The following is a 14,974-nucleotide window of genomic DNA, read 5'->3' on the forward strand; positions in this document are numbered from 1 at the left end:
TCGCTCACCGTGTGCCGGGGGGCGAAATTCGATGAGACTCATTCTTCTGGGGCCGCCCGGTTCGGGCAAGGGAACGCAGGCGCAGCGCCTGGTGCAGCAATATGGCATCGTTCAGCTGTCGACCGGCGACATGCTGCGTGCCGCGGTGGCGGCGCAGACGCCGATCGGGCTGAAGGCCAAGGACATCATGGCGGCGGGTGGTCTGGTCCCGGACGAGGTCGTGGTCGGCATCATTGCGGACCGGATCGAGCAGCCGGACGCCGCCAATGGGTTCATCCTCGATGGCTTCCCGCGCACGGTGCCGCAGGCGGAGGCGCTGGATGCGCTGCTGAAGCAGAAGCAGATGAAGCTCGACGCGGTGATCGAACTCCGGGTCAATGAAGGCGTGCTGCTTGAGCGCGTCGAGCGCCGGGCCGCCGAGACCCGCGCGCGCGGCGAGGCTGTGCGGGCCGATGATACGCCGGAGGTCCTGACCAAGCGCCTAGCCAGCTACCGCGACCAGACCGAGCCCCTGATCCACTATTATTCGGACCATCGGATGCTGGCGACCGTCGACGGCATGATGCCGATCGAGCAGGTCACCGAGGAGATCGGACGGATCCTGGCCGCCGTCGGCAAGTCCGGCGGTAGCCGGGCGGCCAAAAAGGCGAACCCGGCCAAGCGCAGTGCCAAGGCTCGGGGCAAGGCCGCGCCAGCAAAATCGGCCAAAAAGGCTCCGAAGGCGCCTGCGCCGGCGAAAAAGGCCGCAAAGACAGCCAAAAAGGCCGCAAGGACTACGAAAAAGGGAGCAAAGGCGGCCCCCAAGAAGGCCTCCAAGGCTGCGAAGAAGGCCCCCAAGCCCGCTGCCAAGGCGACCCGGGGAACCCGGAAAACCTCTGCAAAGGCTGCAAAAAAGCGCGCCAAGAGGTGACCGAATCTTGTAGGGGCGGTTGACGACCGCCGTGTGAATCCATTAATAAGCCCGCATCCAAGTCGGATGGTTTTCCAAAGATGCCGGGCCCCACGAATCGAGGGGTGGGCGTCTTGTTCGCGTTTGCGGACACCTGCCCGAGATAGCGAGAACGAAGGCCGGTCCATCCTGGGATCGGTGACAGGAGAGAAGTCCGTGGCCCGTATTGCCGGTGTCAACATCCCGACCAACAAGCGCGTCCTGATCGCGCTCCAGTATATCCATGGCATCGGCCCGAAGATCGCGGGCGAGATCATTGACAAGGTCAAGATCGCCGAGGATCGCCGCGTCAACCAGCTGAGCGACCAAGAAGTCCTGCAGATCCGCGAAATCATCGACCGCGACTACGTTGTCGAGGGCGACCTGCGGCGCGAGACCGGCATCAACATCAAGCGTCTGATGGACCTCGGCTGCTATCGCGGCCTGCGCCATCGTCGTGGCCTGCCGGTGCGCGGCCAGCGCACCCACACCAATGCGCGCACGCGCAAGGGGCCGGCCAAGGCGATCGCCGGCAAGAAGAAGTAATTTGGCGAATTGCTGATAGCGGGTGGCGAGTAGGGGCGATCCCTATTCGCTACTCGCTATTCACCATTCGCCTTTCTGGTGTAGCCGCTGGCACTACGGCGGCGTTGAGATCTCGAGAAAGGTACTTATATGGCCAAGGAAGCCGCACGTGTCCGCCGTCGTGAGCGCAAGAACATCGCCTCCGGCGTCGCCCACGTGAATTCGTCGTTCAACAACACCACCATCACCATCACCGACGCGCAGGGCAACACCATTGCCTGGTCGTCGGCCGGCACGATGGGGTTCAAGGGATCGCGCAAGTCGACCCCGTATGCCGCGCAGGTCGCAGCGGAGGACGTGTCCAAGAAGGCTCAGGAACACGGCATGCGCACCCTCGAGGTCGAGGTTGCCGGCCCGGGCTCCGGCCGTGAATCGGCGCTCCGTGCGCTGCAGGCTGCGGGTTTCACCGTCACCTCGATCCGCGACGTGACGACGATCCCGCACAATGGTTGCCGCCCACGCAAGCGTCGGCGCGTCTAATCTGAAAGAGGCGGACAGCATGTCCGCCTCGTCGTGCTTTTGAGACATTTCGACTGCCGCGATCTGAAGCGCGGTTCTCCAACGCCAGTCAGTCAGATCCCATGACTGGCCCATGGGTGAAACAGTGACGATCCAGAAGAATTGGCAAGAATTGATTCGGCCGAACAAGCTCCAGGTCACGCCGGGCTCCGACGCGACCCGTTTCGCCACCGTGGTTGCCGAGCCGCTGGAGCGCGGTTTCGGGCAGACGCTCGGCAATGCGCTGCGCCGCATCCTGCTGTCGTCGCTGCAGGGCGCCGCCGTGCAGTCGGTGCATATCGACGGCGTGCTGCACGAGTTCTCCTCTATCGCTGGTGTCCGCGAGGACGTCACCGACATCGTGCTGAACATCAAGGACATCGCGATCAAGATGCAGGGCGAAGGCCCGAAGCGGATGGTCGTGAAGAAGCAGGGCCCGGGCGCCGTCACCGCCGGCGATATCCAGACCGTCGGCGACATCGTGGTGCTCAACCCTGACCTGCAGCTCTGCACGCTGGACGAGGGCGCAGAGATCCGCATGGAGTTCACGGTCGCCACCGGCAAGGGCTACGTCGCCGCCGATCGCAACCGCCCCGAGGACGCCCCGATCGGCCTGATCCCGGTCGACAGCCTGTTCTCTCCGGTCCGCAAGGTCTCCTACAAGGTCGAGAACACCCGCGAGGGCCAGATACTCGACTACGACAAGCTGACCATGACGATCGAGACCAACGGCGCGATCACGCCGGAGGACGCGGTGGCCTATGCCGCCCGCATCCTGCAGGACCAGCTCAACGTCTTCGTCAACTTCGAAGAGCCGCGCAAGGAAGTCGCCCAGGAGATCATCCCGGACCTCGCCTTCAACCCAGCCTTCCTCAAGAAGGTGGACGAGCTCGAGCTGTCGGTACGTTCGGCGAACTGCCTGAAGAACGACAACATCGTCTACATCGGCGACCTCGTGCAGAAGTCGGAAGCGGAAATGCTGCGCACCCCGAACTTCGGCCGCAAGTCGCTGAACGAGATCAAGGAAGTGCTGGCCCAGATGGGTCTGCATCTCGGCATGGAAGTGCCGGGCTGGCCGCCGGAGAACATCGACGAGCTGGCCAAGCGCTTCGAGGATCATTACTGAGCATTCGTCATTCCGGGGCGCCTCGAAGAGGCGAACCCGGAATCTCGAGATTCCGGGTTCGATGCTGCGCATCGCCCCGGAATGACGTCCACCACTCGGGCGAACGCAGGCAGCCCACCTGAGCAACATGTCCGACGAACCGTCGCGGCAGATAGAAATGAAGGACTAAGACAATGCGTCACGGCAAGGTTCATCGGAAGCTCAACCGCACCGCCGAGCATCGCAAGGCGATGTTCGCCAACATGTGCGCCGCGCTGATCAAGCACGAGCAGATCGTCACCACGCTGCCGAAGGCCAAGGAGCTGCGGCCGATCGTCGAGAAGCTCGTCACCCTCGGCAAGAAGGGCGGTCTCGCTTTGCGTCGCCAGGCGATCGCCGAGATGCGCGATGTCGACCAGGTCAAGAAGCTGTTCGACGTCCTGGCACCCCGCTACAAGGACCGCAACGGCGGCTACACCCGCATCATCAAGGCCGGCTTCCGCTACGGCGACAACGCCGCGATGGCCGTGATCGAGTTCGTCGATCGCGACGTCGATGCCAAGGGCCAGGATTCCGGCCCGGTGCAGGAGACCTCGGAAGCGGCGTAAGCGCAGCTCCGACCCGACGTTCAAAACGGCGCCTTCGGGCGCCGTTTTCATTTTGAGGTTCTGTAGCCCGGATGAGCGAAGCGACATGTGGGGTCGCCTGCACAGCTCGTGTGACTTTAACAGCATAGACCGGAGCGCCGCGCATGAGCGCCGCAGAACTGCACATCGTCTACGAGGCGGATGAGGACCGCACCGGCAAGATCATAGCGACGGCCAGGGCCGGAGTGTTTGCCGCGCGCGGCGAGGCGTGGTTCGGCTGCGACCTGAATGCCTTCGTGAAGGGTCTGCGCTCCTATCCGCTATCGTGGGACAAGCCGCCGATGATCGAAGGCGGTTACTTCGATGGACAAGGCGGCCTCGCGCAATGCCTCGTCCGGATCGTCATCAGGCCATACGACTTCCGTGGACATTTGCTGGTGCATGCGGATCTGGCTACGCTCGTTCAGAGCACAGCGGATGCCGACGTGCAGAACAGCGCTTCGATCCGCTTCCTGACCGAATATGCACTCGTCGAACGTTTCGCGACCGAGCTGGCGCAGGTCCTGAACGGCAAGCGCGAAGCGGCTATCCTGATAGGGACCACGAGCTGACAACCACGGCGCCTTCGGGCGCCGTCTTATTTCGAGGATCAGCTCTGCGCGCGGCGCGTTGAGTGTCGGCGCGCGACGCCCCACATCCGTTCCTTCAGCACAACGGAGAGCTGCTCATGTACATCGACCTTTCAGGAAAAACTGCGCTCGTCACCGGGTCCACCGCCGGCATCGGCTTCGCCATTGCCAAGGGATTGGCCGCCTCGGGCGCCGAGGTCGTCCTGAACGGCCGGACCACCGACCGTGTCGATGCGGCCGTCGCGAAGCTGAAGCAGGCGGTTCCGGCGGCGAAGCTGCGCGGCGTCGCCGGCGATGTCGCTCAGATCGGCGGCTGCAACGCCATCGTCACCGCGCTGCCCGAGGTCGACATTCTCGTCAACAATGCCGGCATCTTCGAGCCGAAGGAGTTCTTCGACATTCCCGACGAGGACTGGAGCCGCTTCTTCGAGATCAACGTCATGTCCGGCGTGCGCATGGCGCGCGCCTTCATGCAGGGCATGCTGAAGCGCAACTGGGGGCGCATCATCTTCATCTCCTCGGAGTCGGCGGTCAACATCCCGACCGAGATGATCCATTACGGCATGACCAAGACCGCGCAGCTCGCGGTCTCCCGCGGCCTCGCCAAACTGACCCGCGGCACCGGCGTGACCGTCAATGCAGTGCTGCCGGGACCGACGATGTCGGAAGGCGTCGAGACCTTCGTCAAGGATCTCGCCCGTCAGAACGGCCAGTCGGAGGAGGAGGCGGCCTCGTCCTTCGTCAAGCAGCACCGGCCGGCCTCGCTGTTGCAGCGCTTCGCCGGCGTCGACGAGATCGCCAACATGGTCGTCTACGCCGCCTCCAAGCAGGCCTCCGCCACGAACGGCGCCGCGCTGCGCGCCGAGGGCGGCATCCTCGACACTATCGCCTGAGGCCGGCCATGGCGGCTTACGTCATCTCCGAGGTCGAGGTGCGCGACATCGAGGCGATGGAACGCTATCGCACCCGCGCGGCGCACTCGATCGCGCAATATGGCGGGCGCTATCTGGTCCGCGGCGGGACCTCCGAGACGGTCGAAGGCGGCCCGCCGGCCAAGACCCTCATTATCGTCGAGTTCCCGTCGATGGCCCGGCTGCGAGAATGGTATGCGTCGGCCGAATACGCCGACGCCCTGGGCGAGCGCTGGAAGGTGCTGGACCGCCGGCTGATTTTCGTCGAGGGTGCTGCACCTGCGTAGAGAACGGACTCTGTTGCGCCCATGCTGACCATCACCCCCCGCCGCAGGCGTTGGCTCAAGCTGACCTCGGCGCGGTGGCAGCGGCGGGTGCTGTTCGTGGCCGGCGGCCTGGTGGTGGGCGCGGCGGCGGTGGCGCTGGCGGAGCTCGCCGACCTGGCCCAGCTCGCCTTCAACTGGCTGCTGTCGAAATCACGCTACGCCTCACTGATCGTGACGCCCGCCGGCTTCGCGCTGTCGGTCTATCTGACCCAGCGCTTCTTCCCGAACGCGCAAGGCAGCGGCATCCCGCAGGCCATCGCCGCGCGCCACCTGACGGACACGAGCGCGCGCAGCCCGCTGGTGTCGATCCGCATCGCCATCGGCAAGGTGCTGCTGACCCTGCTCGGGCTGCTGTGCGGCGGCTCGGTCGGCCGCGAGGGGCCGACCGTGCAGGTCGGCTCCTCCATCATGTTCGCGCTCGGCCGGCTGTCGCCGCGGCGGCAGCCGGGCTTGATCCTGGCCGGCGCCGCCGCCGGGGTCGCGGCCGCCTTCAACACGCCGCTGGCCGGCATCGTGTTCGGCATCGAGGAGATGAGCCGTGCCTTCGAGACGCGGACCTCGAGCCTCGTCATCGCCACCGTGATCGCCGCTGGCCTGACCTCGCTGGCCCTGATGGGCAACTACGCCTATTTCGGCACGACGCCGATCGCGCTCGGCAAGGGCATCGACTGGCTGGCGGTGCCCGTCTGCGGGGTCTTGGGCGGCGCCGCCGGCGGTCTGTTCAGCCGCATCCTGATCACGATGGCGCGCGGGCTGCCCGGGGCGTCCGGCCGGCTCATCAAGCGCCACCCGCTGCCGTTCGCGCTCGCCTGCGGCTTTGCCGTCGCGCTGTGCGGGCTGGCGTCAGGCGATACCATCTACGGCACCGGGTATGCCCAGGTGAAAGGGGCGCTGGAGACCGGCACGCCGCTGCCGGGCGATTTCGGCGTGCTGAAATTCCTCGCCACCACCTTTGCCGCGATCAGCGGCATTCCTGGCGGCATCTTCGCGCCGTCGCTCGCAGTCGGGGCGGGGATCGGCGCCAACGTCGCCAGCCTGTTCCAGCAGTCGCTACTGGCGCCGATCATGCTGCTCGGCATGGTCGCCTATTTCGCCGGCGTCGTGCAGGCGCCGATCACCGCCTTCGTCATCGTCACCGAGATGACCGACAACCACGCCATGGTGGTGCCGCTGATGATGGCCTCGCTGATCGCCTACGGCACCTCGCGTCTGATCTGCGAGGAGGGGCTCTATCACGCTCTCGCCAAGGGCTTCGTCGCCCGAGCTGAGACCAAGGCTGAGGCCGCGCAGGAGTCGAAGCAGGCCACAGCGCCGTCCTGACCAAGCGCTCATCCACCATGTTCGGAGCGCGCCGATAACGGCTGTCGGTTCAATCGCTTGATGGCAGATCCTGAGATCTGCCATCGGCTCGAAAGGGCTGCCGGCGGCCCCGTTGCCGGCGCCGCCGCGCAAGGTTCGTCGGCCTACTTCCTGAACGGATCCGGCCGCATCAGGAGCCGGCCGGAGATCGAGTTCGGCACCTCGTAGGGCGAGCCGATCGACAGCACGTGGCTCAGCGCGATCAGCCGGTTCGGCAGCTTGGCCGGCGGCGGTGTCTGGAACGAATAGGACGTCGGGTTGTGGCACAGGAAGCAGTTCAGCACGTTCTTGATCGGCGTGTTGTCGGCGTTCTGCACGAAGGTCTCGGCGGTGGCGTTGGCGAGATTGACCGAGCCGACCGCGCTGGTCTGGTTGCTGTTCAGGTTGTACGAGTTGGGGAGCATCCAGACGGTGCCGTCGAGGCTGTAGCTCGCGAAGGTCGATTGCGGGCCCTTCAGGCCGGAGAGAAAGCCCTGGGCTTGCACCGTGATCGCGAAGATGTTGCCGACGCCGTTGGGCTGGTTCTCGCCGCCGGTCTGGTTCTCGAGCACGACGTTGGTCACCGGCGTCAGCTTCTGGGTCGCCGGATCGAGCCGCAACTGCGGCCGGTTGGCGCCGGGCAGCGCCGCGATGTTGACCTGCGAGAACGGCGTGCGGCCCTTGTAGAGCGTGTAGCTCTTCGGATCGGAGCGGCTTGCCGATGGCGCAAAGGTGTTGTCCGGCGTCTGCGGCGAGTTGTTCTTCAGCTCGAACGTGCCCCACAGGAATTCGGGGTGGTTCTCGGTGTAGCCGACCACGTGCAAGCCGATCAGCGCCACGGTCACCGTGACGAACTTGCCGGGCGTCGGGCGGATCGTGATCAGGCCGGGGGTGACGTTGTTCTCCAGCACCGGCACCTGTGCCTGGGTCGTATAGGCGCCCGCAGGCGGTGCCTGCCCGGGGTCGAGCCGCAGCCACGTCGCCTTGAACACCGCATCGCCCACGGCGAAGGAGGAATCTGCCGGCTGGCTCTGGTAGCCGCCGGTCGCGATCAGGTTCTTGCGCGCCGTGTTGAAATAGCCCTGGTTCATGTGGACCGAGGCGTAGACGGGATAGCCGTTCTGCGCGACCAGCATGTTGCCGTCGGCTTCGACGATGGCGCCGGCACCTTCGGTGAAGCCGGCCGTGCCGTGGAAGACCTGGGCGCGGGCCGCCAGCGTCAGCGGGCGCTGCCGTGGTGCGCCGGCATTCTCGGCGTTGCCGAGCAGCTCGTCGGGCGTCGCCAAGGTCATGAACCGCGGCACGGCGGCGCCGGAGCCCGAGTCCTTCACCAGCGCTGTCGCCCAGACGAACGCCTCCCACGACCATTGATGGAAATTGCAGTCCGGCGTCGGGATGGTCTTGGTGTCGGAGGTGGGGAAGGCGGCGTCCGGCTTGAGATAATTGCCCAGTCCCTCCGACCAGCCGAAGGCCGGGCAGTTCTTCGCCGGCGGCGGCGGAGCAGCGCTGGCGGGGTTGAGAGCGCCGGCAAGGCCGCTCGCGGTGACGGTCGTCGCGAAAGTGAGCATGAGCCACTGAATCGTCTTCATGGCCGGTCTCCATTGATGTGCGCGCTGGGGCGGGCCGATGGTCGCCGCCATGCGTCGCAAATGATTGTTAAAAATGATTCATTCAAAAGTAGTGCGCGGCGAACATGCACCCAAAGGTGAGATTTGCAAGACCGGCAGCTCACGCAGTCCGCAATTTTTTTCGGACGCCCCTCGCGGCAGTGGAATGCGGCTCGCGGCAGCATTCGTCTTCACCAGCCGACACGGGCTGCAGTGTGAGCGCAGGCACGGTTGACACCACGGATCGCGTGCATCCTGGCGGCCGTTCGCTGGAGAAGTGCGGACAATGAGGTCTTCACGCCAGTGGACAGCAACCACAGGAGAGTGAAATGAAGTCCATCATGGCCGCTGCGTTGCTGCTCGCGTTGACGTCGGGCGCAAGCCTTGCGGGCACGCCGCTGATCGATGCACGGCAGCACAACCAGTCACATCGCATCTACAACGGCATCGCGAGCGGACGGCTGACCTATCCGGAGGCGCAGCAACTCGTCCGCGGTCAGATCCACGTCCAGAAGCTGGAAAACAAGGCCAAGGCGGACGGCGTGGTGACGCCGTTCGAGCGTGCCCGCATCAACGTCGCGCAATCCGTGCAGGGCGCGCGCATCTTCTGGAAGAAGCACAATTAGCCGCGCACGGCAGCTCGCTGGTGGCAAAGCGCCGCTTCGGCGGCGCTTTGCCACCACGTGATGCGGCGGCGCCGCCGCTCACACCAGCGCGGCTGCGACGCCGGCTAGGGCGCTGAACGTGACCACGACGAGCGGCGGCGCGCGCCAGGCGACCAAGAGGACAAAACCGACCAGCGCGATGCCAAAATCCGCGGCATTGTGGACGGTGGTCGTCCAGACCGGGTCGTACAGGGCCGCTCCCAGCACACCGACGACCGCAGCGTTGACACCCCGCATCATCGCCTGGGCGCCGGCGCGTTTGCGGAACGAGTCCCAGAACGGCAGCGCGGCGAGCAGGACCAGCATGCCCGGCAGGAAGATGCCCAGGAGACCGAGCGCGGCCCCGACGATCCCATGCGGCTCCGGAGCGACGACGGCGCCGAGATAGGCGGCGAAGGTGAAGAGCGGGCCCGGGACGGCCTGCGCCGCACCGTAGCCGGCGAGAAAGGCGTCGTCGCTCAGCCAGCCAGGTCCGACGAAGGCCTCGCGCAGCAGCGGCAGCACGACATGTCCACCGCCGAACACCAGCGCGCCGGAGCGATAGAAGGCATCGAACAAGGCGACGCCGGTCGATCCCGTGACGCCGCGCAGCAGCGGAAGTCCCGCCAACAGGATGACGAACAGCGCGAGCGCGATCAGCCCCACGCTTCGCGAGACGGGGATCGCGACGTGTCCCGACGGCGCCGCCTCGCCGCGGCAGAGCCAGAGGCCGGCGAGCCCGCCGAGGACGATCGCTCCGATCTGCACGACCGAGGCCGTACTCGATAGGATGATGAGCGTCGCGGCGACCGCGATCGAGGCGCGCGCACGATCCGGACACAGCGAGCGCGCCATGCCCCAGACCGCCTGCGCGACGATGGCGACCGCGGTCAGCTTCAGCCCGTGCAGCAGGCCGCTGCCGATCGGTCCGCTCAGACGGCCCGCACCGTAGGCGAACAGGACGAGCACGGCGGCCGACGGCAGGGTGAAGCCGGTCCAGGCGGCGAGCGCGCCGAGATAGCCGGCCCGCATCAGCCCGATGGAGAAGCCGACCTGGCTGCTGGCGGGGCCGGGCAGGAACTGGCACAGCCCGACCAGATCGGCATAGGCATGCTCGTCGATCCACTTCCGCCTGACGACGAACTCGTCGCGGAAGTAGCCGATATGGGCGATCGGACCGCCGAAGCAGGTCAGGCCGAGCGTGAAGAAGATCCGCAGAACCTCGAGCGGAGATCCGGAGCGCCCGCCGTGATCGGCGGGCGGGTTGGTCGCGGACTTCAGGCTGCTCACGGACGTTCGTTCCAGGCGCGAGGAGGTTCCTATCGGCTTTCGTTAAGGGGAAACGGGACCGTCGGCCAGTCTCAATCGCTCATGGCCGCTGATCGGACCGCGCGTCGGCTGCTGGCCATCTCATGCTTTCGATCGGTGGAATGGTGGGCACGGCGCCACCGCGATCTCGCGCGGGGAGACCGCGTGTGCGCCTTTGCCCATTGTTGCCTGCTAGTTAGCTCCATCCCTCCAGCACGATCTTGCCGCGGGAGGTGTTGCTCTCGATCAACGCGTGCGCGCGCTTGAGGTTGGCCGCGTTGATGGTGCCGTAATTGTCGCCAAGGGTGGTGCGGATCACGCCCTTGTCGATCAGGTCGGACACGTCGTTGAGCAGATGGTGCTGCGCGATCATGTCGGCTGTCGTGAAAGATGAGCGCGTGAACATCGACTCCCAGTGGATCGAGATCGCCTTGCCCTTGAAGGCGGCGAGCGAGAACTCGGCGGGATCGTCGATCAGGCCGAACTTGCCCTGCGGCGTCATGAAGTCGGCGATCGCCTTGTAGTGCTGCTCGGTGTGGGTGAGGCTGGCGATGAGGCTGACCGGCGGCAGCTTCAGCGCGTCGATCTGCTCTTTCATCGGCTTGCCATGATCGATCACGGCATGGGCGCCGAGCTTCAGGCACCAGTCGCGCGACTCCGGTCGCGTCGCGGTGGCGAGCACGGTCAGCCCGGTGAGCCGGCGCGCGAGCTGAATCAGGATCGAGCCGACGCCGCCGGCCGCGCCGGTGATCAGCAAAGTGCGGTCGTCGAGGCTCCTGCCGGGGATTGCGCCGAGCCTGTCGAACAAGAGCTCCCAGGCCGTGATCGAGGTCAGGGGCAGGGCGGCGGCTTCGGCGAACGACAGGCTCTTCGGTTTGCGGCCGACGATGCGCTCGTCGACCAGATGGAATTCGGCATTGGTGCCCTGGCGCAGGATCGAGCCAGCGTAGAACACCTCGTCACCGGGCTTGAACAGGCTCACGTCCGGGCCGATAGCCTCGACCACGCCAGCGGCGTCATAGCCCAGGATCTTGGTTTCGCCGGCGGGCGGTGCGGCGCGCTTGCGCACCTTGGTGTCGACCGGATTGACCGACACCGCTTTCACGGCGACGCGGATGTCGCGTCCCTTCGGCTCGGGTTTGGCGGTCTCGAGATCGAACAGCGCGCGGTCCTCGGTGATGGGCAGCGACTGCTGGTATCCGACGGCCTTCATGAACAGCCTCCTGGTTGGCTTGGCGATAGGATCTGTTTGTCCTGCTGGCGCCAGTTCAGCAAGTACTGTAAAAATGGGGAACTAGTCCCCGTTTGGATACTATTGGGCCAACACGCCATGAAACGGAAGAATTTCACCCGCCGTCCCGGCTGCGCGGTCGAAGCCACGCTCGATCTGATCGACGGCAAGTGGAAGGGCGTGATCCTCTACCACCTGCAGGGTGGCAGCCAGCGCTTCGGCGAGCTGCGCCGGCTGATGCCCGGCATCACCCAGCGCATGTTGACAAAGCAGCTGCGTGCGCTGGAGGAGGACGGGCTGGTCGTCCGCAAGGTCTATGCCGAGGTGCCGCCGCGCGTCGAATACAGCCTGTCCGAGGTCGGCGAGAGCCTGCGGCCGGTGATCGAGGTTCTCAGAAGCTGGGGCGAGCGGCACCAGGAACGGCTGTCCTGCGCGCCCGTTGCAGAGACCATCAAAACGCCGCATCAGGCCGCCTGAGCTTGGCCGCACCGGCCGTTCCGCTTATATCGAAACCGTCATTTCCCAGGATTGTTCGCATGTCGTTGATTCGCTCCACACTGGTCCTGCTGCTGTCTCTGCTGGCCGCGTCTCCGCTGGCGGCGCAGGACCGGCGCGTGCCGCAGTCCCAGGCCGAGCTGCGGCTGTCGTATGCGCCGATCGTGCAGCGCGTGCAGCCGGCGGTCGTCAACGTCTACGCCGCCAAGGTGGTGCAGAACCGCAATCCCTTTCTCGACGATCCGATCTTCCGCCGCTTCTTCGGTCTGCAGGGCGGGCCGCAGGAGCAGATGCAGCGCTCGCTCGGCTCGGGCGTGATGATCGATGCGTCGGGTCTCGTCGTCACCAACGTGCATGTGATCGAGGGCGCCGACGAGGTGAAGGTTTCGCTCGCCGACAAGCGCGAGTTCGAGGCCGAGATCGTGCTGAAGGACAGCCGTACCGATCTCGCCGTGCTCAAGCTGAAGGGGACCAAGGAGCAGTTTCCGACGCTCGACCTCGCCAATTCCGACGATCTGCTGGTCGGCGACATCGTGCTGGCGATCGGCAATCCGTTCGGCGTCGGCCAGACCGTGACGCACGGCATCGTCTCGGCGCTGGCGCGCACGCAGGTCGGCATCACCGACTATCAGTTCTTCATCCAGACCGATGCCGCGATCAATCCCGGTAATTCGGGCGGTGCGTTGGTCGATATCAACGGCCGTCTGGTCGGCATCAACACCGCGATCTATTCCAAGTCCGGCGGCTCGCAGGGCATCGGCTTTGCCATTCCCGCGAACATGGTGCGCGTCGTCGTGGCCTCGGCCAAGAGCGGCGGCAAGGCGGTCAAGCGCCCCTGGCTCGGCGCGCGGCTGCAGGCGGTGACGCCCGAGATCGCCGAGAGCCTGGGCCTGCGCTCGCCGACCGGCGCGCTGGTCGCCTCGGTGGTCGCGAACAGCCCGGCGGCGAAGGCGGGCATCAAGTCGTCGGACCTGATCGTGTCGATCGACGGCCAGCCCGTCGATGATCCCAACGCGTTCGACTACCGTTTTGCGACCCGTCCGCTCGGCGGCACTGCGCAGATCGAGGTGCAACGCGGCGGCAAGCCGGTGAAGGTCGCGGTCGCGCTGGAGACCGCACCGGACACCGGGCGCAACGAGATGGTCATCAACGGCCGCTCGCCATTCCAGGGCGCGAAGGTCGCCAACATCTCGCCGGCGGTCGCCGACGAGCTGCACCTCGATGCCGACACCGAGGGCGTGGTGGTGCTCGAGCCGGGCGACGGCACCACCGCCGCCAATGTCGGCTTCCAGAAGGGCGACGTCATCATGGCCGTGAACAACCAGAAGATCGCCAAGACCGCCGATCTCGACAAGGCCTCGCGCGAGGCCGCCCGCATCTGGCGCATCACCGTGCTGCGCGGCGGCCAGCAAATCAACGTCACGCTCGGCGGATGAGCCCGAAGCGTCCCCAGCAGGGAGGCCCGAGCCTCTTCGCTGCGGCGGGGATGGAGCAGGATGCGCCACGGCCGCTGCCGGAGCGGCTGCGCCCGCACAAGCTGTCCGACGTCGTCGGGCAGGATCACATCCTCGGGCCCGATGGCGCGCTGACGCGCATGCTGGAGACGCGCACGCTGGGCTCGCTGATCTTCTGGGGCCCGCCCGGCACCGGCAAGACCACCGTGGCGCGGCTGTTGGCCGACGCCACGGAGTTGCATTTCGAGCAGATCTCGGCGGTGTTCTCCGGCGTCGCCGATTTGAAGAAGGTGTTCGACGCGGCGCGCGCGAGACGCGAGACCGGGCAGGGCACACTGCTGTTCGTCGACGAGGTGCATCGCTTCAATCGCGCCCAGCAGGATTCCTTCCTGCCGGTGATGGAGGACGGCACCGTCGTGCTGGTCGGCGCGACCACGGAGAACCCGTCCTTCGAGCTCAACGCCGCTCTGCTGTCGCGTTCGCGCGTGCTGGTGTTCCACTCGCTCGATGCCGCCGCGATCGAGAAGCTCTACAGCAACGCAGAGGCGGTCGAGGGCCGCAAGCTGCCGCTCGATGACGAGGCGCGCGCCGTGCTGATCCGCATGGCCGACGGCGACGGCCGCGCCGCGCTGACGCTCGCCGAGGAGGTCTGGCGCTCGGCGCGCAAGGACGAGATCTTCAACGCGGTGCAGCTGCAGGACATCCTGCAGCGCCGCGCGCCGATCTACGACAAGTCCGCCGACGGCCACTACAACCTGATCTCGGCCATGCACAAATCGGTGCGCGGCTCGGATCCCGATGCCGCGCTGTACTACTTCGCCCGCATGCTCGACGCCGGCGAGGATCCGCTGTTCCTCGCCCGTCGCATCGTGCGCATGGCCGTGGAGGACATCGGCCTCGCCGATCCGCAGGCGCTGGTGATCGCCAACGCCGCCAAGGACGCCTATGATTTCCTGGGCTCACCCGAAGGCGAGCTCGCGATCGCGCAGGCCGTGATCTATGTGGCGACCGCGCCGAAATCCAACGCCGCCTACAAGGCGTTCGGCGCAGCCAAGCGCGTGGCGAAGGAGGGCGGCTCGCTGCTGCCGCCCAAGCACATCTTGAATGCCCCGACCAAGCTGATGCAGAGCGAAGGCTACGGCACCGGCTATCAGTACGACCACGACACGCCCGACGCGTTTTCGGGACAGGACTACTTTCCCGACGCCCTCGGCCGCCAGCAGTTCTACGATCCCCCGGAGCGCGGCTTCGAGCGCGAGATCAGGAAACGGCTGGATTATTGGGCGAAGCTGCGGAAGGAGCGGGGCGGGTAGGATCGCTGACCTTGC

Annotated in this window: 16 protein-coding genes; 13 read left to right on the forward strand and 3 right to left on the reverse strand. The window is 66.1% G+C overall.

Features of this window, described 5'->3' with window-relative positions:
- Positions 1–31: 31 nt before the first annotated feature.
- The 9 genes from QX073_RS03135 (at position 32) to QX073_RS03175 (ending at position 6,889) form a co-directional block, all read left to right on the forward strand.
- Positions 32–910, forward strand: coding sequence for an adenylate kinase (locus QX073_RS03135; protein ID WP_316225296.1), 879 nt, complete (start codon positions 32–34; stop codon positions 908–910).
- 195 nt (positions 911–1,105) lie between these two features.
- A complete protein-coding gene (gene rpsM, locus QX073_RS03140) occupies positions 1,106–1,474 on the forward strand; it encodes a 30S ribosomal protein S13 (protein WP_315714555.1) in 369 nt (122 codons plus the stop codon).
- A gap of 129 nt (positions 1,475–1,603) precedes the next feature.
- Positions 1,604–1,993 carry a 30S ribosomal protein S11 gene (gene rpsK / locus QX073_RS03145; protein ID WP_006611861.1) on the forward strand — a complete coding sequence of 130 codons (390 nt, stop codon included), beginning with the start codon at positions 1,604–1,606 and terminating at the stop codon, positions 1,991–1,993.
- 112 nt (positions 1,994–2,105) lie between these two features.
- On the forward strand, positions 2,106–3,137 hold the full coding sequence (locus QX073_RS03150; RefSeq protein ID WP_315714554.1) for a DNA-directed RNA polymerase subunit alpha: 1,032 nt from the start codon (positions 2,106–2,108) through the stop codon (positions 3,135–3,137).
- Positions 3,138–3,310: 173 nt separating this feature from the next.
- Entirely contained in the window at positions 3,311–3,724 is a 414-nt protein-coding gene (rplQ, locus tag QX073_RS03155; RefSeq protein WP_006611863.1) for a 50S ribosomal protein L17, read from the forward strand.
- Positions 3,725–3,867: 143 nt separating this feature from the next.
- Positions 3,868–4,314 carry a hypothetical protein gene (locus QX073_RS03160; protein WP_315714553.1) on the forward strand — a complete coding sequence of 149 codons (447 nt, stop codon included), beginning with the start codon at positions 3,868–3,870 and terminating at the stop codon, positions 4,312–4,314.
- Positions 4,315–4,430: 116 nt separating this feature from the next.
- On the forward strand, positions 4,431–5,225 hold the full coding sequence (locus QX073_RS03165) for an SDR family oxidoreductase (protein WP_316225297.1): 795 nt from the start codon (positions 4,431–4,433) through the stop codon (positions 5,223–5,225).
- 8 nt (positions 5,226–5,233) lie between these two features.
- Entirely contained in the window at positions 5,234–5,530 is a 297-nt protein-coding gene (locus QX073_RS03170; protein WP_315827336.1) for a DUF1330 domain-containing protein, read from the forward strand.
- Positions 5,531–5,551: 21 nt separating this feature from the next.
- Entirely contained in the window at positions 5,552–6,889 is a 1,338-nt protein-coding gene (locus tag QX073_RS03175) for a chloride channel protein (RefSeq protein WP_316225298.1), read from the forward strand.
- A 143-nt stretch (positions 6,890–7,032) separates the two neighbouring features.
- On the opposite strand, the gene QX073_RS03180 is transcribed toward QX073_RS03175, so the two are convergent.
- Positions 7,033–8,496 (reverse strand): hypothetical protein, encoded by a 1,464-nt coding sequence (locus QX073_RS03180; RefSeq protein WP_316225299.1) that lies wholly within the window; start codon positions 8,494–8,496, stop codon positions 7,033–7,035.
- A gap of 347 nt (positions 8,497–8,843) precedes the next feature.
- Here QX073_RS03180 and QX073_RS03185 point away from each other — a divergent pair, with 347 nt between their 5' ends.
- Positions 8,844–9,140 carry a hypothetical protein gene (locus QX073_RS03185; RefSeq protein WP_315749624.1) on the forward strand — a complete coding sequence of 99 codons (297 nt, stop codon included), beginning with the start codon at positions 8,844–8,846 and terminating at the stop codon, positions 9,138–9,140.
- A gap of 78 nt (positions 9,141–9,218) precedes the next feature.
- On the opposite strand, the gene chrA is transcribed toward QX073_RS03185, so the two are convergent.
- A complete protein-coding gene (chrA, locus tag QX073_RS03190; RefSeq protein ID WP_315827338.1) occupies positions 9,219–10,448 on the reverse strand; it encodes a chromate efflux transporter in 1,230 nt (409 codons plus the stop codon).
- Between the two features lie 214 nt (positions 10,449–10,662).
- Positions 10,663–11,679: a zinc-binding alcohol dehydrogenase family protein gene (locus QX073_RS03195; protein ID WP_316171212.1), complete on the reverse strand. Its 1,017-nt coding sequence runs from the start codon at positions 11,677–11,679 to the stop codon at positions 10,663–10,665.
- Between the two features lie 117 nt (positions 11,680–11,796).
- Between QX073_RS03195 and QX073_RS03200 the strand changes: the two genes are divergently transcribed.
- From QX073_RS03200 to QX073_RS03210, 3 genes are read left to right on the forward strand one after another with little or no spacing between them, the layout of a single operon-like run.
- The gene (locus QX073_RS03200) at positions 11,797–12,174 is read left to right on the forward strand and encodes a helix-turn-helix domain-containing protein (RefSeq protein WP_316171213.1); all 378 of its coding nucleotides are present in this window, start codon (positions 11,797–11,799) and stop codon (positions 12,172–12,174) included.
- A 59-nt stretch (positions 12,175–12,233) separates the two neighbouring features.
- Positions 12,234–13,628: a DegQ family serine endoprotease gene (locus QX073_RS03205; protein ID WP_315827340.1), complete on the forward strand. Its 1,395-nt coding sequence runs from the start codon at positions 12,234–12,236 to the stop codon at positions 13,626–13,628.
- A complete protein-coding gene (locus QX073_RS03210; RefSeq protein ID WP_316202171.1) occupies positions 13,625–14,959 on the forward strand; it encodes a replication-associated recombination protein A in 1,335 nt (444 codons plus the stop codon). The genes QX073_RS03205 and QX073_RS03210 overlap by 4 nt, the downstream gene beginning before the upstream one ends.
- The last annotated feature ends 15 nt before the right edge of the window (positions 14,960–14,974 follow it).

The organism is Bradyrhizobium sp. SZCCHNS3052, from assembly GCF_032484495.1.
GTDB lineage: Bacteria > Pseudomonadota > Alphaproteobacteria > Rhizobiales > Xanthobacteraceae > Bradyrhizobium.

Coding starts and splice junctions, on each gene's coding strand:
- QX073_RS03180 (WP_316225299.1), bottom strand. CDS start 8,496: ATGAAGACGATTCAGTGGCTCATGCTCACTTTCGCGACGACCGTCACC.
- QX073_RS03160 (WP_315714553.1), top strand. CDS start 3,868: ATGAGCGCCGCAGAACTGCACATCGTCTACGAGGCGGATGAGGACCGC.
- QX073_RS03195 (WP_316171212.1), bottom strand. CDS start 11,679: ATGAAGGCCGTCGGATACCAGCAGTCGCTGCCCATCACCGAGGACCGC.
- QX073_RS03185 (WP_315749624.1), top strand. CDS start 8,844: ATGAAGTCCATCATGGCCGCTGCGTTGCTGCTCGCGTTGACGTCGGGC.
- rpsK (WP_006611861.1), top strand. CDS start 1,604: ATGGCCAAGGAAGCCGCACGTGTCCGCCGTCGTGAGCGCAAGAACATC.
- QX073_RS03205 (WP_315827340.1), top strand. CDS start 12,234: ATGTCGTTGATTCGCTCCACACTGGTCCTGCTGCTGTCTCTGCTGGCC.
- QX073_RS03175 (WP_316225298.1), top strand. CDS start 5,552: ATGCTGACCATCACCCCCCGCCGCAGGCGTTGGCTCAAGCTGACCTCG.
- QX073_RS03150 (WP_315714554.1), top strand. CDS start 2,106: ATGGGTGAAACAGTGACGATCCAGAAGAATTGGCAAGAATTGATTCGG.
- QX073_RS03165 (WP_316225297.1), top strand. CDS start 4,431: ATGTACATCGACCTTTCAGGAAAAACTGCGCTCGTCACCGGGTCCACC.
- QX073_RS03135 (WP_316225296.1), top strand. CDS start 32: ATGAGACTCATTCTTCTGGGGCCGCCCGGTTCGGGCAAGGGAACGCAG.
- QX073_RS03200 (WP_316171213.1), top strand. CDS start 11,797: ATGAAACGGAAGAATTTCACCCGCCGTCCCGGCTGCGCGGTCGAAGCC.
- rplQ (WP_006611863.1), top strand. CDS start 3,311: ATGCGTCACGGCAAGGTTCATCGGAAGCTCAACCGCACCGCCGAGCAT.
- QX073_RS03210 (WP_316202171.1), top strand. CDS start 13,625: ATGAGCCCGAAGCGTCCCCAGCAGGGAGGCCCGAGCCTCTTCGCTGCG.
- QX073_RS03170 (WP_315827336.1), top strand. CDS start 5,234: ATGGCGGCTTACGTCATCTCCGAGGTCGAGGTGCGCGACATCGAGGCG.